This is a genomic window from Acidisarcina sp. (assembly GCA_035539175.1).
GTDB lineage: Bacteria > Acidobacteriota > Terriglobia > Terriglobales > Acidobacteriaceae > JANXZS01.
In genome coordinates, this window is record DATLIY010000009.1 from 219,759 (window position 1) to 242,789 (window position 23,031).

The 23,031-nt window shown below is 56.2% G+C and carries 12 protein-coding genes; 7 read left to right on the forward strand and 5 right to left on the reverse strand.

Going from position 1 to position 23,031, the window contains the following annotated elements; translation table 11 throughout:
- Positions 1 to 68: 68 nt before the first annotated feature.
- The gene (locus tag VM554_12560) at positions 69 to 1,934 is read right to left on the reverse strand and encodes an alpha-amylase family glycosyl hydrolase (protein ID HVJ09206.1); all 1,866 of its coding nucleotides are present in this window, start codon (positions 1,932 to 1,934) and stop codon (positions 69 to 71) included.
- A gap of 74 nt (positions 1,935 to 2,008) precedes the next feature.
- Complete coding sequence (locus tag VM554_12565; protein ID HVJ09207.1) at positions 2,009 to 5,323, reverse strand: TonB-dependent receptor; 3,315 nt, start codon at positions 5,321 to 5,323, stop codon at positions 2,009 to 2,011.
- A gap of 299 nt (positions 5,324 to 5,622) precedes the next feature.
- Between VM554_12565 and VM554_12570 the strand changes: the two genes are divergently transcribed.
- A complete protein-coding gene (locus VM554_12570; protein HVJ09208.1) occupies positions 5,623 to 7,800 on the forward strand; it encodes a winged helix-turn-helix domain-containing protein in 2,178 nt (725 codons plus the stop codon).
- A gap of 73 nt (positions 7,801 to 7,873) precedes the next feature.
- Here VM554_12570 and VM554_12575 read toward each other — a convergent pair whose 3' ends face one another.
- Positions 7,874 to 8,296 (reverse strand): universal stress protein, encoded by a 423-nt coding sequence (locus tag VM554_12575; GenBank protein HVJ09209.1) that lies wholly within the window; start codon positions 8,294 to 8,296, stop codon positions 7,874 to 7,876.
- Between the two features lie 81 nt (positions 8,297 to 8,377).
- A complete protein-coding gene (locus tag VM554_12580) occupies positions 8,378 to 9,856 on the reverse strand; it encodes an amidohydrolase family protein (protein HVJ09210.1) in 1,479 nt (492 codons plus the stop codon).
- Between the two features lie 282 nt (positions 9,857 to 10,138).
- Here VM554_12580 and VM554_12585 point away from each other — a divergent pair, with 282 nt between their 5' ends.
- From VM554_12585 to VM554_12610, 6 genes are all read left to right on the forward strand, one after another.
- Entirely contained in the window at positions 10,139 to 12,661 is a 2,523-nt protein-coding gene (locus VM554_12585; GenBank protein HVJ09211.1) for a cation-translocating P-type ATPase, read from the forward strand.
- Positions 12,662 to 12,873: 212 nt separating this feature from the next.
- Complete coding sequence (locus VM554_12590) at positions 12,874 to 14,316, forward strand: DUF5666 domain-containing protein (protein HVJ09212.1); 1,443 nt, start codon at positions 12,874 to 12,876, stop codon at positions 14,314 to 14,316.
- A 379-nt stretch (positions 14,317 to 14,695) separates the two neighbouring features.
- Positions 14,696 to 16,003 (forward strand): c-type cytochrome, encoded by a 1,308-nt coding sequence (locus tag VM554_12595; protein ID HVJ09213.1) that lies wholly within the window; start codon positions 14,696 to 14,698, stop codon positions 16,001 to 16,003.
- A gap of 28 nt (positions 16,004 to 16,031) precedes the next feature.
- On the forward strand, positions 16,032 to 16,502 hold the full coding sequence (locus tag VM554_12600; GenBank protein HVJ09214.1) for a (2Fe-2S)-binding protein: 471 nt from the start codon (positions 16,032 to 16,034) through the stop codon (positions 16,500 to 16,502).
- Positions 16,499 to 18,808 (forward strand): molybdopterin cofactor-binding domain-containing protein, encoded by a 2,310-nt coding sequence (locus VM554_12605; protein ID HVJ09215.1) that lies wholly within the window; start codon positions 16,499 to 16,501, stop codon positions 18,806 to 18,808. Before VM554_12600 ends, VM554_12605 begins: the two co-directional genes overlap by 4 nt.
- Before the next feature lie 222 nt (positions 18,809 to 19,030).
- Positions 19,031 to 19,195, forward strand: a complete 165-nt coding sequence (locus tag VM554_12610) for a hypothetical protein (protein HVJ09216.1) — start codon at positions 19,031 to 19,033, stop codon at positions 19,193 to 19,195.
- 142 nt (positions 19,196 to 19,337) lie between these two features.
- Here VM554_12610 and VM554_12615 read toward each other — a convergent pair whose 3' ends face one another.
- On the reverse strand, positions 19,338 to 22,841 hold the full coding sequence (locus VM554_12615) for a glycoside hydrolase family 38 C-terminal domain-containing protein (protein ID HVJ09217.1): 3,504 nt from the start codon (positions 22,839 to 22,841) through the stop codon (positions 19,338 to 19,340).
- Positions 22,842 to 23,031 lie beyond the last annotated feature (190 nt).

The window sequence follows — 23,031 nt, forward strand, 5'->3', positions numbered from 1 at the left end:
TTGCTGGAAACAGAAGTGCGGACTCCAGGCCGCATGCCGCGTGGAATCCGCCATTCAACGGAAGAGATCTACTGCACCTCGAAGATCGCGAAGCCGGTTGCCGGCATGGTGATCGTGAGGTCACCGTTTCCCTGCTGGATCTTCTCCGTATCCCCTGCAATCAGTGGCGTGAATTTGCTGCAGGATGCGAGGGCGGTATCCTTCGCCGGAATCCGCAGGTCTCTTGCCTGATCGGCCTTGTTCAGAATGACCAGAACCTCTTTCGCCGTTCCTCCAGCAGTACACCCCACAGACAACTTCGCGCCTCGCACAAATGCGAATGCTGTGTCGTCAGCAAAGACATCCTGCTGCTCGCCGGATTGAATCTCCGGGTGCGCCGCACGAATCTGGAAGAGTTGAGAGGTCCAGGAAAACATCGCCTGCTCCTGCTCCGTTCTTCCAGAAGCATTGAAGGCATCATGGCTCTGCCCAGGAAAGCCTCCGGGGAAATCGCGACGGTTGTCCGGATCCTCTCCGCCCAGCATCGCGATCTCATCGCCGGAGTAGATTGTGGGCATCCCTCGAAGAGTAGCAAGCAGGCCGAACGCGAGTTTCAGTCGTGCGGGACTTGCGTTGGCCTCCGAAAGAAAGCGCTTCGTATCGTGATTGCCGATGAAGTCCACAAGCCTTTCAGGATGCGGGTAGAGATGGTCCTGCCGCAGAACCCCGCTCAACTCGGACATCGGCTTGTCATGCGCAAGCACATCACGAATCGCGAAGTACATCGGAAAGTCAAACGGAGTATCGAGTCCAGTATCGATGCCTCTCTGGGCAACTCCTCCGGCAAAGAAAGATGTAATGGTGGGATCCGCATTGAAGACTTCGCCGACCGTAGTGAGTCCGGGATAGACAGAGTGGATCGTGCGATGAAAGTCCTGCCAGAACGCCCGCCCGACATACGGAAAGGTATCGATACGCAGCCCGTCCAGACCGGCGGACTCAATCCACCAGACCGCATTCTGAATGAGATACTGCGAGACCAGCGGATTTTCCTGATTCATATCCGGCATGGCGTCGGTAAACCATCCATTCGTGATGTTGACATAAGAGGATGGCGCTGCATGCGGATCGATGAGAGCTTCAAAATTGTAGTGGGCCGGAATGTGGTGCTCCAACGTTCCATGAAACCAATCCGGTGTCGGCGAGTCATGCACCCAGGAGTGCTCAACGCCAATATGGTTCGGCACAACATCCAGCACCAGCTTCATACCTCGCGCGTGGAGAGCATCCGCCAGTTCCTGGTAGCTCGACATAGTCCCGAAATGTGAATCTACCGAATAGAGATCAACAGCCGCATATCCATGATAGGAATCGGGCATCGTGCCATTGGAGGACACCGGCGTGGTCCATAGTGTCGTTACTCCAAGACTCTTCAAATAGTCCAGGTGCTGCTCGATTCCCTGAAAATCTCCTCCATGCCAGCCCCGAACCTTGCTCCGGTCATATCCAGGCTGGTTATTTCCAGCGTCGCCGTCAGCAAATCGATCCGTCATGATGAGATACATCACATCTTTGGAGGAGAACCCCTGATAGCGTCCGGCTGCAGGCTTGCGCTCCTTCAGCGTAAATTCCCTCTGCGCTGCGCCGCTGCTGTTGGTCGCTTCAATCCGCAGTGTTTGTGCAGATGCCTTTTGTGTGGCGAGCCAGAGAAAGGCGTAGTGACCGTTCTCGGAGGCTTTGCTGCGCAGCAGCCGGATACCTGCGCCATTCACGGAAAAATGCGCGTGGTCCAGTCCCGTGCCATAAACCAGCAGCATCGGATCCGGCAGCGATGGCCACCAGTTCGGTGGATCAATCTTTGTAATCGTGGGCGTGGAAATCTGAGCGAAACAGGATACCGAGATAGCCGCAAGAAGAACAAGGGACAACAAGCGAGTACGACGCCATAAAGTCATAATAGATTCCCGATGTGTGAGAGAAAGGCGCCACAGCAGCGGTTCGCTGCTGTGGCTTTCGAAACGATACAGACTTAGAACGTGAAGCGAACCGCCATCTGAAGCTGGCGCTCAGAATACTGCCGCGTTCCGCTGATCTTGCCGAAGTTCCCGTCCGTTGCATTTCCGTCCGGATTGGTGAACTGCGGAGTATTGGTTATGTTGAAGGCTTCCGCGCGCAACTCAGTCTTCACGCGCTCTGTAAGCGAGATGTTTTTGAAGATCGAAACATCTCCCTGCGCAAAGCCAGGACCGTGCAGATAGTTCCTCCCGACATTTCCATCGGTTCCAAGAGCTGGTTTGTAGAAGCTCGACGGATCAAAGTAGTAGCCGGAAATGCTGTGAGGCTGGGCAATCGTCTTGTTCGTACTGGCACGGAGGCTGAAGTTGCCGCCGTATTGCGGATAGACGATGCTGAATGGCGTTCCCGTTTCTGCCTGGACGATCGTATTCAACTGCCATCCACCGGCAATCGTATCGAGTGTGCGGTTCCAGTTGCTGCCAAACATCTTGTTCTTTCCGAAAGGCAGTTCATAGAGTGCGCTGGCGACAAAGACGTTGCGCTGATCGAGGGAGGAATTTCCCTTGTTCAGCTTGGTGTTGAAGACGTACAGCGGAGAGACAGCATAGAAGCCTAGATAACCATCGGAATCATCCAGGTTGTGCGCCCAGGTATAAGAACCGGTAAGCGTAAGTCCCTGCGAGTAGCGATGATTGATCGATAGCTGCAGACTGTCATAGTGCGACGTGCCGTTGTTGAACTGCGCAACTACCTGGCCAAGCTTCGGGAAGAGCTGCGCACCGCCAGCCAGCGTCATGGTGTTGTAGTTGTAACCGGTCGCCAGGTGGTCTGCCTTGTTACCGACATAAGCCACGGTGACTACCGTCTGCGGACCAATCTGCTGCTGCAGTTGCAGGTTGTACTGCTGCACGGATGGGATCTGGTTGTTGCGGTCGGTCGTAAAGATATTTACGCCTGCCGGAGGATTCTTCGGGTCAAAGTTCGGGTAGCCCGGCAGAGGAAGCGCATTGGTGGCAAGCCTGCTGTCGTTGTTACCCTGTGGTCCCTGTCCCGTAAAGGTGATGCGATAGCCGGTAGAAGCCGAGTATTGCACGCTGCCGCCGAACGGCACCTGCTGGCCGAACTGGTTATCGATGCCACCGCGATCCAGGAAGTAGAAAATTCCATAGCCGCCGCGCAATACAGTCTTGCCATTGCCATAGAGGTCATACGCAAAACCGACGCGAGGAGCAATGTTGTTGTAATCCGTGTTATTGATGCTGCGGGAGACGCCATTCACGCCTGCAAGGTCGATCGTTCCCGTCTGGGAATTGAGAGCTGCCTCACGGTTGTGCTCTTCCGTTGGGTAGGTGATGATGTCGTACCGCACGCCAAGGTTCAACGTCAGGCGACGCGTAACCTTCCAGTCGTCCTGTCCATAGAACCCAACCTCATAATTGCGCGTTCCAAAGAAGCCGCTCTGCGCACCGATGCTGTAGTTATCGACAAAACCAGCCAGCAGTTCGGACACCTCATATCCAGTGAAGTCTCCATTGCCAATCTGGAAAAATCCCTTGCCGGCAATTGGACGGAAGAAGGCGACATCGCGCCGAATACCGCTGCCACCGAACTTGAACAGATGACTGCCACGGTTCAGAGTTACCGAGTCAAGAATCTGGTAGGTGTTTTCCGGAACTGCATACTTTCCATAGTCACCGGTGTACTCCAGCTGATTCTGATAACCGCCGATCAAAGCGCCACCGCCAAGTTGCGACGTGCGGTTTGCGTTGACGATACCCAGGTTGGCGGAGATAGGAATACCGCTGTAGACGGGAGCATTGGTGAAGGTATAGCGGTTGTAGCCGATACGGAACTCGTTCAACACACTCGATGTGAAGACGTGAGTCTCGCCGGCTGCAATGCCGCGCGCGTGCACCGTGTTATCGCCGGAGGCAAACCCTGCTGGCAGAGCCGCCAGGCGCGAAGTACGGGTAAAGGCGCTCTGGTCGTATGCAAAGCGCGCAAAAGCCTGGTCATGTGCGCTGGCGTTCCAATCCAGTCTCGTATCGAAGGTGTTGTAATGAGTGATCTGGCGACGGATGGTGCGGTAGTTATTCTGCGTGCCATCATTGGTGCCGGGAACGTTCGGCAGCGGATAGGCATTCAGATATTTAACGGCTGCAGCGTTAAGACGGTTCTGAGGAATGATGTTCCCTGCGAATGGGGTGCAGTTGATGGGGTCGTAAATCGCGCCCACATTCGGTGCGCCGCCCGCGCAGGCTGGATTGTTCGTGGTCGATTTTCCGGGATTTGCCGCTGCATACGCGGACAATTCGGTGAAGTTGCCAGTGCGCATAAGGGCCGTTGGAACGGTGATGATCTCAGCGTTCAGAGGAGTGTCTTCTCTGTAGCCCTGATAGTCGCCAAAGACGAACAGCTTATTTTTGAAGATAGGCAGACCAACGGAGCCGCCAAATTCATTCCTCTTAAAGGGCAGCGCCTTGGCTGGCGAAGCTCCGAAGAACGCATAGTTCGGGTTGGCGTCAAAAAGGCTGCTGCGAGCAAACTCAAATGCGGAACCGTGAATGCTATTGGAACCCGACTTCAAGGAAGTCTGCACAATTGCACCACCGGCGCGGCCAAACTCGGCAGGCGCTACGCTGGTGTTGACCCGGAATTCCTGCGTCGCATCAATATTAGGAAAGAAGACGAGTGTATTGACCAGAGCTTCGTTGTTATCGATGCCATCCAGGATATAGTTGTTGGCCTGCTGGCGCAGCCCGTTGCTCGATACGGCTCCGCCACCATTCTCCTGATTGCGAAAGGTCTCCGCGTCGCCATTCACGCCGCTGGAGGAATTTCCATATTGTCCGCGCGTGACGCCCGGATTCAACAAGGCCAACTGGGTGAAGTTGCGTCCGTTCAATGGCAATTCCGTCACCTGGCGGCCCTGGACGACTTGCCCGATGGAAGACGTTGCCGTCTCAACCAGAGGTATAGCGTCGGTCACCGTTACGACCGTGGTCACTTCCCCGGGATTCAGCTTGAAGTTGAGCGCTTGAACCTGTGAAACCTCCAGGGTCAAGTTTTGCGTTACGCCTTGGAACCCCTGTGCGGCGACTTCTGCACGATAATTGCCACGCGGAAGAGCCGGAATGGTGAAGTTTCCTGCTGCGTCAGAGGTCGCGTGGAACACGGCTCCCTGGTCCACGTTGGTAACTGTTACTGAGGCGCCTGAGATGGCTGCACCGGATGCGTCGACGACCAGGCCTTGAATACGTGCCGTATCTGTCTGGGCATAGAGAGAAGGCAGCAGCACTATAGAAACGATGGCTAAGAACACTGCCATTAGAGCCTGCGGCAGGCCAAAACGACTTCGTTTGGCCGAGGGAATATGTCCCGTTGGCATTGCATTTCCTCCTATAAGGTACTTCTCGATGGCAGGCTTCTGGATTAATAACCTTCTAGAGCCTTGCCCGACTCTGAAGGAAACTCTTTACTTATTCCACTGACCATCCACAGTGCGCTAATTTAAGCTCAATTTGAGATATCCAGATAAGTATTTTTAAATGAATTACTTGCAATGATCTATCTCCACTAAATTGTGGCGATATTCAGTGTAATTTGCGGAATAGGTAAAATAGCCAGGTGGTAAAACCTACCGAAGTGCCAACTCGCGTGCGGTTTGGTTTGTTTGAAGCGGATCTCAAATCCGGCGAGCTTCGCAGATCAGGGACGAAGATCCGAGTTCAGGGACAGCCCTTTAAGGTGCTGGCGATTTTGCTGGAGCAAGCGGGCGAAGTCGTCTCCCGGGAAGAACTCGAGCAGCGCATCTGGGGTTCGGACACAACGGTCGATTTTGATCACAGTTTGGGAATCGCCATCAATAAACTCCGGGACGCGCTGGGCGACTCAGCCGAGAATCCTCGCTTTATTGAGACCTTGGCTCGCCGCGGCTACCGCTTTATCGCGCCGGTAAGTATTGAAGCCAGCACGAGCGTCGAACCGGCTGCCATCCCCCCACCGGCTCCCGAGGCACCGCAGCCACTCGTAGCGCTTGCAGAAGCCCCTGAAAAAGGGACAACTGCCAGGCCAGGCATCCTATGGAAGACGGCAACCTTATTATTAGTGCTTGCTCTGGGAGCTTGGATCGCCGCGGTTGCCTTCTGGCCGGAGCATGTAAAGATACGTCGAATCAGTGAGATAACCTACTCCGGCCAAGTGCTCGAGCCAAGCATCGACGTAGCACGCATCCCCACATTGGCAACGGATGGAGCGCGGCTCTATTTTTCCCACGTAGACAATGGAAGGATTGTTCTTGCCAGCGCATTGGCAGCAAATGGCGAGATTCAGGAGTTCAAGCTGCCCTCTGAAATCGCGTCTCCAATCATCAGCGCGATCTCTCCGGACCAGGGGAGCCTGATTCTTCATAACGCTTCTCTGGGCGATCCTGAGCAATCGCTTTGGGTTGTTCCCACCACCGGCGGCAACGCCCGTCGAATCTCGGGTATTCTGGCGCACGATGCGGTTTGGACGCCAGATGGGAAACACCTCGTCTACGCCAATGGCAACGGCCTCTTCCTGGCCCAGGCTGACGGAAGCCGCCCACAGAAATTCGCCGATCTGCCTGGGTTTGGGTTCTGGCTTCGTTGGTCTCCCGACGGCAGCCGCCTCCGGTTCAGCATTCGCGACGCAGCCCACCAGACGATTTCTCTTTGGGAGCTGAATGCGAAGGGAGGCGATCTCCATCCGCTACTTCCAGGCTGGAGCGAAACCCCTTCCGAATGCTGTGGAAATTGGACTGCCGATGGCAAGTTCTTTGTCTTCCAATCGCGTCATGGGGGCCCCAGCGATCTGTGGGTACTGGATGGCGGAAAATTCACGGGACACGATCCCAGGCAACTGACGAATGGACCACTGGATTTCCAATCTCCGGTAGGCGGTGTCCAGGGACACAGGATTTTCTTCGTCGGCTCAAACCCGAGCATAGATCTGCTGCAACTTGACGCCCGGGCTGGACGTTTTAAGCCGATTGAAGGCACATTGAGCCTGGCTGCCATGACGGCATACTCGCACGATGGCCGATGGGTGGCTTGGCTGAACCGCGCGGATGGATCGCTCTGGCGCAGCCGCATCGATGGCAGCGAGCGCCTGCAACTGACTTCGCCGCAGGTGCGCGTGTTCATGATGCGCTGGTCTCCAAACAACAAGCAGTTGGCCATTATGGCGCAGGAGCCGGGCAATCCATGGAAGATCTACTTGTTAAGCGCCGATGGTGGAGCGCTCGAACCTCTGCTGCATGAAAATACCAACGAGGCAGACCCCAATTGGTCGATCGATGGTCAGACAATCGTCTTTGGCAGGCTGCCGGAAAGAATGTCGGCAGAGCCAAAGCTGAAGGCTATCTATACGGTGGATTTGAAGAGCCGTCAGGTTACCGAGGTTCCGAACTCAAGAGGACTCTTCAGCCCCCGCCTCTCGCCTGACGGGCAATTTATCGCGGCGATGACGCTGTCGCAGAAGACGCTGATGCTGTTTGACCGCAAGACCCAGAAGTGGGCGACTCTTACCGATCGTGCGGTTGCGGACCCGCAATGGGGACAGCAGGCGAAGAATCTCTACTTTCAGGATGGGCTTGAAGATGGCGAGCCAATCTATCGCCTCGACATCGCGACACGGAAGATCGAAGCGGTCGCAAAACTAGATGACCTCCGCCCCCTCAACGCGCTGGACTACCGGCTGATCACGTTAGCTCCCGGTGATCTGCCTGTCGTAAGCGCCTCTACTTCTAATGTCAATCTCTATTCCATCAATCTGGACGAGTAAGCCGGGGTTGCAAGTACAACTCCGGCTAGATTTCCGTCATTCGCTCGCCGGATTCGCGCAAACGTTGGCGCAGTTAACGAATGATTTCCACCGAGCACTTGGCATGGCGGGCAACAAACTCCGCCACGCTCCCCAGCAGGAACGTCTGAATGCCTCTCTGCCCATGCGAGCCAACCACGATCAGGTCTGCGTGCCAATCGGTTGCGGAAGCGAGGATTGTATCTCTCACATCGCCGACCACAACCGCTGACTCGGCCTTGAACCCCGCACTTCGCAGTTCGCCTGCCACTTGCTCAACCCGCTTTCGTGCCGGCGCCTTCAGATCCTCCAGTTCGGGAGCGTAGCCTTCCGCCATCTCCGGAGGGGCCAAGGGTGCGATCGGCTGCAGGACATGCAAGACCCGGACCTCGGCATTCTCAACCCGAAACTGCGAAACCATGGTCGGTACGATCTGCTCGGATGACTTCGAATCGTCAATTGCCACTAAGATCTTCATGCCCCGCGCCCCCATAACAACAATAGGTTATGCCAATCTATGGTTGTGGAACGAAACAGTCGCAGATTTCTTGTGCTGCCTCTACTCGTGCGCTACTTTTGCTGATCCCACCACAGCGTGACCCGGAAAGATGCCGGGCACAATCTTGCCGTCGTCCACAACCACAGTCCCGCCAACGATCAGGTAATGCACACCCGTGCTGGGTTCCATGGGATGCTGGAATGTGGCACGGTCGGTGATGGTCAGCGGATCGAATACCACTATGTCGGCATCGGCTCCCTCCTGCAGGCGGCCCTTACGCTGCGCCGCTGGGGTGGAGCGTTCCAGCATCTGCGCCGGCATCAGAGTCATCTTGCGCAGCGCTTCCATCAACGAAAGCGTCTTCTTCTCGCGAACATACTGCGCCAGTACACGGGAGTAGGTGCCAGCGTTGCGGGGATGGCCTGGAGCGCCGTCGCTGGCGATCATCACCAGTGGGTCAGGAATGACTGTATCCACGATTGCCTGCGTGTTCGCAAATACCAGCACAGATTGAGGAGTGCTGGAACGATGCAGCTCCTCGAAGCGCTGCTGCGTAAGGTGCTCTCCCGAATCGGGGATCACGAGATCGCCATAGTCGATGCCAAGCCTCTCGCGCCATCCGGGATTGAACTGCGCCGTGTTGACCACGGTCATGCCGGCTATATATGGATAAGCCTCGGTAGTGACATCCACACCATGCGCGCGCGCCCCCTTTACCAGTGAGAGGCACTCTAAAGAGTCACGAAGACAGGTGCTGTTGATGTGGACGATGTGCAGCGGAGCCCCCGTAATGGCGGCTGCTCCAATCACTTCCTCCTCCGCTTCAATTGCCGAGCCTGGCTCAATCCTGCCAAAGCTCCGTAGATGGGTGTAGACCGGCAGCTTGCGCTCGGCTGCAACGCGGAACATGTCGATTACCTCGAGCCGTGTCGCGCCCGGAGTGTACTGAATTCCCATCCCGATACCGAGTCCGCCTGCTTCCAGCTCCGACCGCAGCCGCTGCTGGATCTGTGCGATCTGCTCCGGCGTGGCGGGCTGATTCGTTGCTGGCCCGCTCTGCGGCAGGATGTTGGGAATGCCAACACGAGGAGCAGTGACGGCACTGGGAAGAGGTGCGCCAAAGACCAGGGCACGAGCTGCCGCATGACTGGCAGTCGTGCCGTAGTTTATGAGGGAGCGCCCTTCTTTATCTTTCAAAAACCACGCAACATCCGGCACTCCGATTTCCATCTCCAGCGCCGTCGTTACACCGTCGAGCGCCTTGACGCGCTGGCTATCGAGATCCTGGCCGTGCTGGTGCAGGTCGATAAATCCTGGTGCAACAACCAGCCCATGAGCATCGACGACGCGGCGGCCCTGCAGCGGCTCAGAAGCAACGCGAACAATCCTGCCATCGCGGATGCCGACGTTTCGTACAGCATCCATCTGTGTCTCCGGATCCATCACCCGACCACCTTGCAGGACCAGATCCAAATCCTGTGCGACAACAGAAACCGCTGTCAGGACAAAAAGACCGAAACTCAAAATCAGCTTATGCATGCTTCTCCATCTGGAATCGATTCTGGGGCTGCTGAAACTACAACTCTACACCGGGTGTAGTAAGAGCATATCGCGCACCACGGCCCACACAAATAATGCCCGGATCGCCTTGAAGCCCGGCTCTTGGAAGAGGTACGGTGATTGACATCACATTGCCTGACCAGATTGCCCTGCAGACTGGCGTATGCTGGCTGCGCACCGCATCCTAGAGATGCAGGTGCGATGGAATGCGGGTGCGGTTTGAGATATGAAGAGACTTCCTCCTGACCCTGTGAGGTTGATGTGACCTACCCTGGCGCAGTCGAACTACAGTCGAACCCGCGGATAGGACTTACCGACTCCGAAGCAAAAGAGCGGCTTCGCAAGTATGGACCGAATGAACTGCCCACTGGCCGCAAGGTCACTCTCCTCTCGATCACGCTCGGCACACTAAAGGAGCCGATGCTACTGCTCCTGGTAGCAACCGGCGTCGTTTACCTGCTCATTGGAGAATTGCGGGAAGCCGTCGCGATTATCGCCAGCATCCTGGTCGTCATTGGAATTTCCGTTTCGCAACGACAGAGAACCGAGCGCACGCTCGAAGCACTGCGGGACCTTACAAGCCCGCGCGCGCTGGTGATCCGGGCCGAACGCACGCGGCGCATCCCCGCCAGGGAAGTTGTCGTGGGCGACATCGTCATTCTGAACGAAGGTGACCGCATCGCTGCCGACGGCGAACTGCTCGAGAGCGTCTCGCTTGCCCTGGATGAATCCCTTCTTACTGGCGAGAGCCTTCCCGTCGAAAAATCTGCTGCCGCCACAAGCTCGCTCAGGAGTGCGCCGGACCAGGCCAATGCGGTCTATGCCGGGACCCTGGTGATTCGAGGACATGGAATCGCAGTCGTGACCGCGACCGGTGTGCAATCGGAAATTGGAAAGATAGGTGTGCACCTTCGCAATGCGGCGTCAGAACCGACCAGGCTCGAACGGGAAACAACCAGGCTGGTGCGCAGCTTTGGAATCCTGAGCCTTCTTGTCTGTGCTTTTTTGACCAGCATGTACGGCCTTCTCCGGGGCGATTGGACGAAGGGAATTCTTTCAGCGCTGGCGCTGGCCATCTCGATGGTTCCCGAAGAATTCCCCGTGGTCCTCTCCATATTTATGGCAATTGGCGCCTGGCGCATCTCTCAGAAGAAAGTTCTGACGCGGCGCTTCCCTGCTATCGAAATGCTCGGCGCGGCAACAGTTCTTTGCGTCGATAAGACCGGAACCCTGACGGAAAATCGAATGGCCGTGCAAGAGGTCTTCCTCGCCCCTCAGGCAGATGGAACCGCGGCCAGGGAGGAACTGCTAAACACCGCAGCGTTCGCGTCCGAGCGCAACACTGCAGATCCAGTGGACCGCGCTGTGCTCGCGGCCGCACCGCCAACCGAACCTCCGGGAAAGCTGATTCGGGAGTACCCATTGTCTTCCGAGAGCATGCTGGTTGCAAAAGCATACCTTGATGAATCCGGTGGCACGCTTGTGGCAGCCAAGGGTGCACCTGAGGAAATACTCCGGCTGTCGACGGCTACGACGCTGCATCGGGAGGCATACGAATCAGCATTGCAGCGCATGACGCAAAGCGGCATGCGTGTGATTGCGGTAGCAAGACAAAGAATGCAGGACGGCGCGCTTCCCGATGCGAAGACACAGTTGCAGCTTGAAGTACTGGGACTGATTGGGCTCGCGGATCCGATTCGATCCACCGTACCGGCGGCGGTAAAAGAACTTGCTGAAGCGGGGATCAGAGTCGTGATGATTACCGGCGACTATTCAGGAACCGCCAGCGCGATTGCCCTTCGAGCTGGACTGCTGAATCCGTATGACGTGACTACAGGAAGTTCCGTTGAGGCTCTGGATGACGCATCGCTGCGAGCGTTGGTTCGCAGTTGCAATATATTCGCCAGAGTTCGGCCGGAACAAAAGCTGCGGCTGGTCAACGCACTCAAAGCAAATCAAGAAGTAGTAGCGATGACTGGGGACGGCGTAAATGATGCTCCCGCGATGAAGGCCGCACATATTGGCATCGCAATGGGCGCAAGAGGCTCCGATGTAGCCCGCGAGGCCGCAGCTCTGGTGCTAGCGGATGATGACTTTCCAGCTATCGTCGATGCGGTCCGGCTAGGAAGAATCATTTATGACAACCTCACAAAAGCGGTTCGCTATATCTTTGCGGTGCACGTCCCCATCGCCGGCATGGCAGTCCTTCCTGTGCTATTCAATTGGCCAATCTTGCTGATGCCGCTACACATCGTTTTCTTCGAACTCATCATTGACCCTGCATGCTCAATCGCCTTTGAAGCGGAACCGGGCGAACCCGGAATCATGCGCCGAAAGCCACGGCCCGAGCTGGCACGCCTCTATGACAAATCGACGATCGGGATAGGACTGCTGCAGGGGCTGGGACTTTTCCTTGCCGTGCTCGGCGCATTTGTTCTGTCAATGCGTTGGGGAAGCGGTCCCGAAGATGCACGCGCGATTGCATTCACCGCGCTCGTGGCTGGAAATCTGGCCCTGATCTGGGCGAACCGGTCTGCCCTCAGAACAGTTCTGGAGACGCTTGGCACGCGAAACGTAGCTCTATGGCTAGTCACACTGGGAACCGTCGCCACTCTGCTTCTCATCCTTTACGTACCGGGGCTGCGGGATGTCTTCGAGTTCTCGTTTTTGCACGCTCGCGATCTCCTCGTGGCCTTCGGGCTGGGGTTCGCGAGTATAGCCTGGTTTGAAGTGCTGAAGTTGATTCGTCGGCGGAAGGGCCTGCGGACACTGCAAAGTATTTGATTCCTGTGAACTTCCCTGGCCAAATGAGCCCGGGAGTTTTTTGATCTGCTCGATCTGTGATTCGCATCACAGACCATGAAGCATGCGAAGCTCACATTCAGAGTAGTGTGAGTCAATAGACTGATTCCCCGTTTGCTGACCAGACACGATTTCTGAAAGACTACTCAGCCCTATCTGCACCACGCACTACCCTTAGCGAAATCAGGAAGAGCATGAAAAGGAAATTTACGGATCGCAGTTCGAATCATCGTCACATCCTGGCCTGCACGGCAATTGCTCTGGTAGCAGGCCTGACCGCGTGTGGCGGCGGTAACAGCAGCACAACGACTTCGACCCCATCACCTACACCGTCAGCCAGCACAGTGGTCCAGCTAAATATGGGCGACGCGCCCGCGGACTGGATGCTCGCTTTTTCGATGAACATCAACTCTATGACGCTTACACGAAACAACGGAAGCGTCACTGCTGTTTCCTCCACGACGCCGATGGAAATGATGCATCTGATGGGCACCATGCAACCGCTTGCGATGATCTCCGCACCGCAGGGAAACTATACGGGAGCCACGATCAGCATCGGTTCGGCAAACATCACATATATGGATCCGGCAACGAAGCTCCCCGTACAGAAGACGATCCCCGGCCCCATCACCGGAATCATGAACTTCAACAGTCCGATCACTGTAGGGTCGACGCCAATGGCAATCGGGTTCGACCTGGATTTGGCCAATTCCGTCACCAGGGACGCCAGCGGCAACATGACCCTGAACCCGGTATTCCACGTCACGTCGGGAATGCAGGGCGTCGGCAATCCGCTTGATCCGGCCAATGGGGGCATTCAACAAATGATGGGAGCCGTATCGAGCGTCTCGGGAACTTCGTTCACCATGGCCTCAATGCAGGCCGCGCAGGCTCTTACGTTTCATACCAGCTCCACTACCACGTTCGACAACATAACAGGCATGAGCATGATGGCGAACGGAATGCTCGTAATTGTGGATGCTAGCCTTCAGCCGGATGGGTCGCTCATGGCAACTAGAGTGCAATCGATGATGAACTCCGGCGGCTTCATGGGCGGTGGCGTCATCACCACGATCAGTGGACAACCAGCAACTCAATTCACAATCGTCATGCAGAATGGGGCCGGCGCGGGCATGATGTCCTCATATTTTTCCCAGGAAGCAACGGTAAATTTAAGCGGAAGCACCGTCTATCAAATCAAGAATGTTGGCGTAAATCTGTCCAACCTTCCGTTTGCGCCGATCTTTGATGCAAATCACATTTATGCAGGCCAGAGTGTTATGCCAATCAGTGCCGGCGGGATGATGATGGGCGGAGGAACAGGCATGATGGGTGGCACATCGACTCTGGGCTCTATCACTGCCTCGGGCGTCGCTCTCCAGCCTCAGGGGTTTAGCGGCTCTACGTCGGCTTCCATTACCAGTGGTTCGACTGCCAGCTTCACGCTGACTCTCTCCCCCGATTCCGCTTTTACTACACTCACTGGCGCAACTGCGATCACGGTCTATCAGCTACCCGATACAACAATTTCGAGTACGTCGCCTATAGCGAGTGGGGCTACAGTTCGCGCTTTTGGACTGCTATTTCGCGACAATGGTCAGTGGAAGATGGCAGCCTTGAGAATCGGCACGAATTAACTCACTTGAATCATTCGCGCGCTCTTCTCGAAATCCGCCCGCGGACAACCTTGTTTACAACATTTTTGATGAGCACACACTCCTCAAGATCTCCTTCTAGAACCTCTGTAAATTGCCGAATGCATGGGGGCTATGAATCTCCGCCACTATTTCCGGTACACGGCGCCTGAGTGGCCGTTCTTCGCATCCAAGTGGACAATAGTATTTGAGTTTTGTTAATGTGGCGCGGAACTTTTGGGGCTTAGCTTTTCTGAGTTTTGCCGGGGCCAGGATCGAAATGACTTACCTGCTCGAGAGTAAACAGACCGGTGTTCTTCCTCACCTGGGGTAACCGGTCGTAGCTTTCGAGCAGAGGGACCCCAATTCGGAATAGAGCGCCATGATTCGCAGAATTGCAATCCCGGCATTCGTCATCCTTTTCATCGGGCTGCTGGGTTTCTGCGTCCTGGCATGGCGGCCAGCAATCGCCCCGATTGAGCGCCCGAATCCGGCTAGCTTCAGCGCTGCTTCTATCGCGAAAGGAGAGGCCCTCTCCGCCACCGGACATTGTGTATCGTGCCATATTCGACCGGGCGGACAACCCTTTGCCGGCGGGTATGGCGTGCACACCCCTTTTGGCATAATCTACGGCACAAATATAACTCCCGACCCGAATACCGGAATTGGCCTCTGGTCCCTGGCGGCTTTTACCCGCGCCATGCGCGAGGGCGTCGCGCGGGATGGATCGCATCTCTTCGCGGCATTCCCTTACAACGCGTACACAAAACTCAGCGACGACGACGTGAGCTCGCTGTATGCGTATCTGATGACCCGTCCGCCGGTACGCGCTACGGTGCCCAAAAACACGGTTCCATTCCCGCTTAACATTCGTCTTCTCGAAGAAGGGTGGAAAATCCTGTCCTTCCGAAGCGGGCGCTACCAACCCGATCCGGCAAAGAGCGAAGAATGGAATCGCGGTGCATATCTCGCCGAGGCGCTTAGCGACTGTGGCGGATGCCACACTCCGCGCAATGCACTTGGCGGGGAGAAGCTCCAACATAGTTATGCAGGCGCCGTCATTGATCGATGGATCGCTCCCCCGCTGACAGAAGCGAATCCATCACCAATCCCTTGGACGCAAGAACAGATTTTCAGCTATCTGCGTACCGGGGTGGATCCGCTTCACGGAGCAGTAGCAGCCACAATGACTCCGGTAGTCCGCGACGCGCTGGCACGACCAGTAGTCCCCGACAGCGACGTGAAAGCTATTGCAGTCTACTTCAGCGATATCAACCATGCAGCGGTTCGCAACGCCGACGTTGCGGCAAGTGCGAAGGCAGCGATACAGACGTCCTCTCTTGGCAGTGGCCAGGGGTATGATCCTGACGCCAATCTCTATACCGGCGCGTGCATGTCCTGTCACTACAATTCCGGGACAGTTCCCCTTCCAACGCGTCCGGAACTGGCGTTGAACAGCTCGCTCACAATGTCCCAACCCACCAATTTTATTCAGGCTGTTCTAGAGGGGATTGGAGCCAAAGACGGCGCTCCTGGCCTGGTAATGCCTGCCTATGCCTCGTCACTTTCGGACTCTGATGTAGCCAGACTTGCTGCCTATCTGCGCCGTACAAGGACCACACTTCCCCCCTGGACCGACTTGGAGAAAAAGGTATCCTCCGCGCGCCGGGGGCTAGCTGTGTCGCACTAACGGGAAACGGGAGAGGAGCGCTGCAATCATGACCACGTTCAATCTCAATGGCCGCACGGTTTCGGTGCACAGTCCGGATGATGTGCCGTTGCTTTGGGTAATCCGAGATGAACTCGGTCTCACAGGAACCAAATTTGGCTGTGGTATCGGCTACTGTGGCGCATGCACCGTACACGTCGAGGGACGTGCCACTCGATCCTGCATTACGTCTGTCGGTTCCATCGCTGGCGCTGATGTAACGACGATCGAGGGCCTCCATCCCGAAGGAAAACATCCGCTACAGCTTGCCTGGATCGAGTTGCAGGTTCCTCAATGCGGCTATTGCCAGTCGGGACAGATCATGCAGGCGGCCACACTGCTGAAGGACTATCCAGATCCCACCGACCAGGACATCAACGCGGTGATGGCTGGAAGCCTCTGTCGATGCATGACGTACATCCGGATACGCAAGGCGATAAAGCTGGCAGCGTCGAGGATGCGGGAAGGGAGCGCCACTTGAACAGTTCATCGGCACCCGACAAGAGCCGCGCTCATCTGCTGTCGCGCCGCAGCTTTCTGATTACCATGGCGGGAGCTGGTGTCGTGCTGGGGTACGCTCGGTCCGGCGTGGACGCCTTGGAATCCATGGCCTCAGGTGCTCCTGAGGCGAGCAGCGCCGGGGAACTGTTTGAACCGACTATCTGGTATGGCATCAGCCCTGCCGGAGACGTGACGGTCAACGTAATCCGCGCCGAGATGGGTCAGCATATCGGCACTGCATGCGCTCGCATCCTGGCCGACGAGTTGGAAGCCGACTGGGGCAAGGTTCGCGTGGTGACGGTCGACTCCGATCCGAAATGGGGAGAAATGGTCACGGGAGGCAGTTGGTCCGTATGGCAGACTTTTCCGGTATTCAGCCGTGCAGGCGCCGCTGGCCGCATGGCTCTGATTGAAGAAGGCGCAAGACTGCTTGGCGCCAGCCCGCAGAGTTGTACGGCTCGCCTTGGAGCCGTGCATGCCGGTGGAAGATCAATTTCTTATGGTGACATCATTGTGCGCGGTAATTTACGGCGCACTTATACGCCCGAGCAGCTCAAAGAAATCCCGCTCAAAGCGCCGCGAGATCGACGCTTGATCGGGAGGGATACTTTGGCGCTTGATATTGCGTCAAAAACCGACGGTAAAGGTCTCTATGGAATTGATGCCGCCGTCGACGGCATGATTTATGGACGTCCCAAAATACCGCCCACGCGGTACGACTCCAAAGTCATCTCGATTGACGATTCAGCAGCAAAGAACCAGCCCGGATACATTCGCAGCATCGCTCTGGACGACCCTTCGGGCACGGTGCCTGGCTGGGTCATGGTGTACGCGCACAACTTCCCCGCAGCCATTCGTGCAGCAGATCTTGTAAAGGTGAAGTGGAGCTCAGGCGAGGCGGCTCACGTCTCCGAGCGGGATTTGCAGCAACGCGCGGAACAACTGATCGCAGACCCAAAGGGAGGCTCCCTGGTCGTCGATGATCCAGGCGTCGATGCGGCTCTCGCCTCCGCGAAGCAGAAGATCGAGCGAACCTACACTGCAGGCACCGTAATGCACTATGCGCTGGAGCCAGTCAACGCACTGGCATTTGAGAAAGATGGCATCTTCGAAATCCATACCGGAAATCAATGGCAAACTCTGATCCTGCCAGTGCTGGCCAAGGCGCTGGGCCGCAGCCAGGACAAGATTGTGATGCGCAGCTATTTGCTTGGTGGCGGATTCGGTCGTCGGCTTGACGGTGATTACGCGGTGCCGGCCGCGCTCGCTGCCAAGGCGGTCGGCAAGCCGGTCAAAATGATCTGTACGCGAGAGGACGACATGCGCTTCGACTGTCCGCGATCTCCATCGGTCCAGGTCCTTCGTATGGGCTTTGCGGATGGCGGCCAGGTGATCGCAATGGATCATCAGGCTGCTGCGGGTTGGCCTACAGCCACAATGGCTCCGGCGTTCCTGATGAAGGACGCTCATGGCGCTCCGTTCGATCCGTTCGCAATCCACGGTGCCGATCATTGGTACACGGTGGGCGCTCAACGGGTTCGTGCAATACAGAACGATCTCGCGCAGCGTACATTTCGCCCTGGGTGGCTGCGCTCGGTGGGAGGAGGATGGCTCTACTGGGCTCTGGAAAGCTTCATGGACGAAGCGGCTCATGCAATCGGTATTGATCCCGTTGCATTCCGGTTGCGTCTTCTTGACGGTGCCGGCCGCAATGCCGGGTCAGCACCGAACTCCGTCGGAGGAGCGAAACGGCAAGCGGCAGTGATTGCCCGTGTCGCGCAAAAGGCAGGCTGGGGCACCGTAATGCCCGCTGACGTGGGACTTGGGATTGCTTCCAGCTTTGGACAGGAACGCGACATGCCCACCTGGTGCGCCTGTGTTGCTCGCGTACGGGTCGATCGCACCAGCGGCCAAGTCACTGTAGAGAAACTGACCCTTGTTGTTGACGCTGGCACGATCATTCATCCCGATGGCGCCGCGGCCCAGGTAGAGGGCTGCGCATTATGGGGATTGAGCATGGCCTTGTACGAGGGATCCGAGTTCGTGATGGGCCAGCCGAAAGATTTAAACCTGAACACTTATACCCTGCTCCGCATGGGCAATGTGCCCGACGTGGAGATTGAGTTTATCCCAAGCACAGAAGCGCCCGTGGGGCTGGGAGAACCGGCGACAGCAGTGATTGCGCCAGCAATTGCCAATGCAATCTTCGCGGCTTCAGGCGCGCGCCTTCGTCATCTGCCGATCCGGCCCGAGGACGTCCGGCAAGCGCTCGCGCATCCAGGCTGATTTGAGGGAGCCACAGCGCGGATTATTTCATTTGCTGCAACTCGCAACGCGGTATTTCGCTTACCACAGATATGCGTGGGCAGCTTACCTCGGGTTCGCGTGCCCGCGTTTGAACCACCTTTGACATGCAGATCGACTGTCTCAGTTCTCAGTTAACTTCAAAGAAACAAATCGCATCTATCTATTACAAGGACAATTGAAGAAAACGAGAAGAGGGGAACAATGAATAATCCAGCGAACATCCCAGAAAAGCCGAAGCAAGATCAGGCCAAAAATCCCGAACCGCCAACGAACAAAGGGGTGGAGCGTATCGCCAACGAAGCTGCGGAGAAAGCTCAAAAGTCGGAGCAGAAGTACGATGAGGACCATAACATCTTCACAAAATGAATTGATTCGTCTGAATGGCGCGAGGTGTCAAACGCCAATGACCATTTCGATCGCGTCCTAATGACCCATCGTTCGAACAAGGCCAGCAGCGAACACAATCGAATATGGGATGGCAGAGCATTCGGGCCACTGCTGGGAGGAATTAACGTGCCGATTCCCTGGGAACATTCACCGAACTGTTCAGCGTGTCATATAGAGGTTGTGCCGGAGTAAGTGTTGGGTTCTCATCTACAGCCGAAATGGCAAGGATACGAATCTTCTCATTGTGAGGTAACCTCAGTATTCTCGCACTACCGGATACATCTATTGGATAGGCAAACAAATAGGAGTATTGATATGGCTGGTTAAGGCCATCGGCGGTGTGCTGGTGTGAGGCGTACCATGCAAGGCTTGCCCGTTTTACGTACCCCGCCTGAAGGCCGATGTAGTCTTCGGGGTAGCGAGGAGAGACGGGGCGTTGCTCGCGCTGCTGCAGATCGGCCGGTGGCCAGACCGCGTGGTTCGCTGAGATAGCCCAGTCACGCTCCTGCTTGTTCTTCCAAAGCCGCGTATCCCATTGACCGATAAATCCGGTCCAATCCTGAATCTTTAAATCAACCTTTGCACCGCCAACCTGGAATGTCGCGTTCTGATCTCCCTCTGCCGATGCGGCAAGGATATAGATACGGTTATACCGTCCTTCGGGCAGTGTGATTGTCTGGCCTTTTGCAATCACGGCATTCGGGCTGCCTGTTTTAGCGGGCGCGAGCTCAAACTCCACGTCGTGGTATTGGATCTTTGATGGCAGCATCTCCGCTGGCAGAGCTTTGCCTGTGCTATCGAAGCCACCTGAAGTTTTGGTGTCGTCATTACTCGCGACGGCGAGATCGTAGTGAAGCGTCACCGGTTGCGACTTCACAGGACTGAGCTTCGTGGCTGGCGCACCGAGGCGGAGCGCAAAGGTTCGCGGCTGATATGGAGTAAACGACGTCATGAGCACACCGTCGCTTACGTCGGCGGTCCCAACGGGTTGCTCCTGAGCGTTTACTTCGCGTGCGGCAGCGATAGGGCCCGCAAAAGAGACCCTCACATCCGGCACTGGTTGGCCGTCGAGTTCTACCATCCTGAGAATGACCTCGTCACTTCCTTCCGCTTTCTTCAGAGCGAGCACACGGATGCGCGAGTTGTTCATATGGAAGAGAGAGAAGCTCTTGCCCAACGAGCCATTGTGCTTTGCCGTCTGAAAAGCGATCAACGGATCGCTCAGCCGGTAAGCCTGCCAATCCGTCTGGGCGGCGCGCCAATCCCCGGGATGCCCGGTCAGCCCAAACACAAACTCGTGGTGGCCCCAATCCTGGTTGGCTTGATCGCTGTATCCCGACGGACGTCCGTTGGCAGGTGGCTGAATTCCCGGCGACCGAATAAGGGTTAGGTGCAGAGTGTTGTCATTCGGCTTGTCGGACCCGTTCTTGCAATCCGTCAGGATCGTTGTTCCGAAGCTGCCGCTCTTGTCAGAGAGATCGATCCAGCGGTGAGATGCAACCTCGAACTGGCGCTCGTTGGCATTAGGCCGCTGTATGGTTCCGATATCCCAGTTGTAAGTCGCATCTTCATTAGAAGCACTTAGCAGAAACGTTGCTTTGAGATTGGCCGATAGGGTCTTCCAGTCGATTGCGTTGCCGAACTCTACGCGATTGCCGCCGTCCCCTGCCGAAAGGCTTACCGTCTGAACAAACTTGGAACCTTCGGTCTCGCGTGTGACTTCGAGAGAGACGCGAACAGGGCCGTTCTCTCTGATCCGAATGCGAGCAGCACCGCCGATGTAAGCACGCGGAGCGGCCTGCTCCTGATCGAAGTCCATATTCCACGCCGGATAAACCTTGGGGTTGTCATTCGAGATGGCTAGCCGGATTGGAGCTGCGAGCAACTCCTTGTTCAAGGACTTGTCGTAGATGCTGGCGACATCACCGCTCGTGTTCAGCTTTACGAGGTATCGAGCATTCTCAAGTGAGGAATACGTTACTTTCAGCTCTGAACTTGAGTTAGATGTGCGTCCAGGTAGAACGTTGTAGACTGCATAACCGACCGAAGGTGCTTTCGCTACGAAAAGTACCTTGCCATTTTCAACCTGAGACGGCACTTCTTTCCCTTCCGCATCCATTACCTGGACGACCTTCGGCGCGTCACCCGGAAAGTCGACGTTAGCTTCTACTACATCTTCACGAGCGACGTTGAGCGGATTAAAGACAATGATAGGGACGCCGCTAACCTCAGTGTCGAGTCCTGAAGCTACCGCCTCGCTGGCGTTCGTTAAAATACCCGCAAACTGATTCGCTGCGATAATGTCGTCGTTCCAGGCAAACTGATATGACCGTGGGGTCGCGGTTCCAGCTCCGGTATCGTGAAAATGCCCTGCCAGCGCCAGCATCCAGGCATCATTGAGCCGTTGCTGAGGGTACGTTCGTCCTCCCATCCACATAGCTGCGATAGACGCCTTCTCTGCTGCATCGGCGAGAAGTTCGTTTTTCAGAACCCAGCGCTTGTGATACGCCTGCGACGTCAACGAGCCGGCGGAATGGTTGATGAGCTCGAGGTCGCCCTTGTACTGCGGCAGCCGCGAGGACATCGCCGGGGTTATGTCGTTGAAAATCTGGTCAGCAGCGGATTCTACAACGTGCACTGGCCCCTCACCTACTCTTACCTCGGCGCCACTGACCTGAGCTGCCGGGGTTTCGCCCATTGCGAAAGGGGTTCGTGGCGGCAACGGCAACACGGTCTCGCTCTTCGTCACAATGGCTTCAAGTAGCTTCACTGTGGACTCTTGTGTAGCGCCCCCAATATCGCCCGTACCCACATAGTGATAGTCAGCAAAGATGCCAGTGACTTTTCCGTTCAGGTCGACACGCTTGACCCAGTTCTGTTCCTGCGGCCTCTGTCTTGCAACCGCAACGGCCTGCTGCGGTGTAAGGCGCGCGCGTTCCTCGCTGGTCAATTGCGGCCCCGATACCGAAGCCGCCGTAGGCTCCTTGCTGATATCTGTGTATACGTTGCTGCCGTAACCGCCAGGATTGAGCGCGGCGATCACTCCTTTTCCATCAAGGCCGAGCCACATCCCCACATTGAAAGGGATGCCTTCCGGAGTGTCTTCGGGTGAGCCCGGCCCGCCAATCTTCGGCGCCGGTTGCCATTGCGCATTGAGCTTCTGAGTCGAAAATCCCTTCACGCCTGCGTGCGCGAGAATGCTGGGTAGCGATGCGGGAAAGCCGAAACAGTCGGGCAGCATATACTCAGCGCTCGCTTTGCCGAATTCCTTTCTAAAATACTCATTGCCATAAAGAATCTGACGAAAGATCCCCTCTGCGCCAGGAAGATTGACGTCGCCTTCCTCGACGGAAGAACCCGCGGGATACCAGCGTCCGGCTGCGACATACTTTTGCAGCCTCGCGTAGTCTGCGGGGAAATATTCCTTCATCAGCCTATATCGATTCGCTCCGGTCCAATTGAAGATATAGTGCGGATATCGATCTATGTAGTCGAAGTTCACCCGCATCGTCTTCAACAGGTATTCACTGATGGTCTGCGGAAACTCCCACCGCCATTGCGTATCCAGATGCGCGTATGGAACGACATACAAAGTATGGTCCTTGGTGATGTCGGGAGCCTTCATCGTCTGACTACGAGCTGTGCCGGCCGGCAGAAGCCCCGCGATGGTTAGATAAAGAGCGGTGAGCCGAAAGCTTTGGCGAGTGAATTTGGGTCTAAGAAAAAACAAGCGGAGTTGTGGCCTCAGTCGCATATTTATAGCTGACCATTCTGTTGGGCTAAATGCGGTCGGAGTAATGTCGAAGCCTGGGTGT

Bases quoted from the DNA above. Each gene is read 5' to 3' on its own strand.
- VM554_12590 (HVJ09212.1), top strand. From the start codon at position 12,874: ATGAAAAGGAAATTTACGGATCGCAGTTCGAATCATCGTCACATCCTG.
- VM554_12615 (HVJ09217.1), bottom strand. From the start codon at position 22,841: ATGAAGGCTCCCGACATCACCAAGGACCATACTTTGTATGTCGTTCCA.
- VM554_12595 (HVJ09213.1), top strand. From the start codon at position 14,696: ATGATTCGCAGAATTGCAATCCCGGCATTCGTCATCCTTTTCATCGGG.
- VM554_12580 (HVJ09210.1), bottom strand. From the start codon at position 9,856: ATGCATAAGCTGATTTTGAGTTTCGGTCTTTTTGTCCTGACAGCGGTT.
- VM554_12560 (HVJ09206.1), bottom strand. From the start codon at position 1,934: ATGACTTTATGGCGTCGTACTCGCTTGTTGTCCCTTGTTCTTCTTGCG.
- VM554_12610 (HVJ09216.1), top strand. From the start codon at position 19,031: ATGAATAATCCAGCGAACATCCCAGAAAAGCCGAAGCAAGATCAGGCC.
- VM554_12565 (HVJ09207.1), bottom strand. From the start codon at position 5,323: ATGGCAGTGTTCTTAGCCATCGTTTCTATAGTGCTGCTGCCTTCTCTC.
- VM554_12575 (HVJ09209.1), bottom strand. From the start codon at position 8,296: ATGAAGATCTTAGTGGCAATTGACGATTCGAAGTCATCCGAGCAGATC.
- VM554_12600 (HVJ09214.1), top strand. From the start codon at position 16,032: ATGACCACGTTCAATCTCAATGGCCGCACGGTTTCGGTGCACAGTCCG.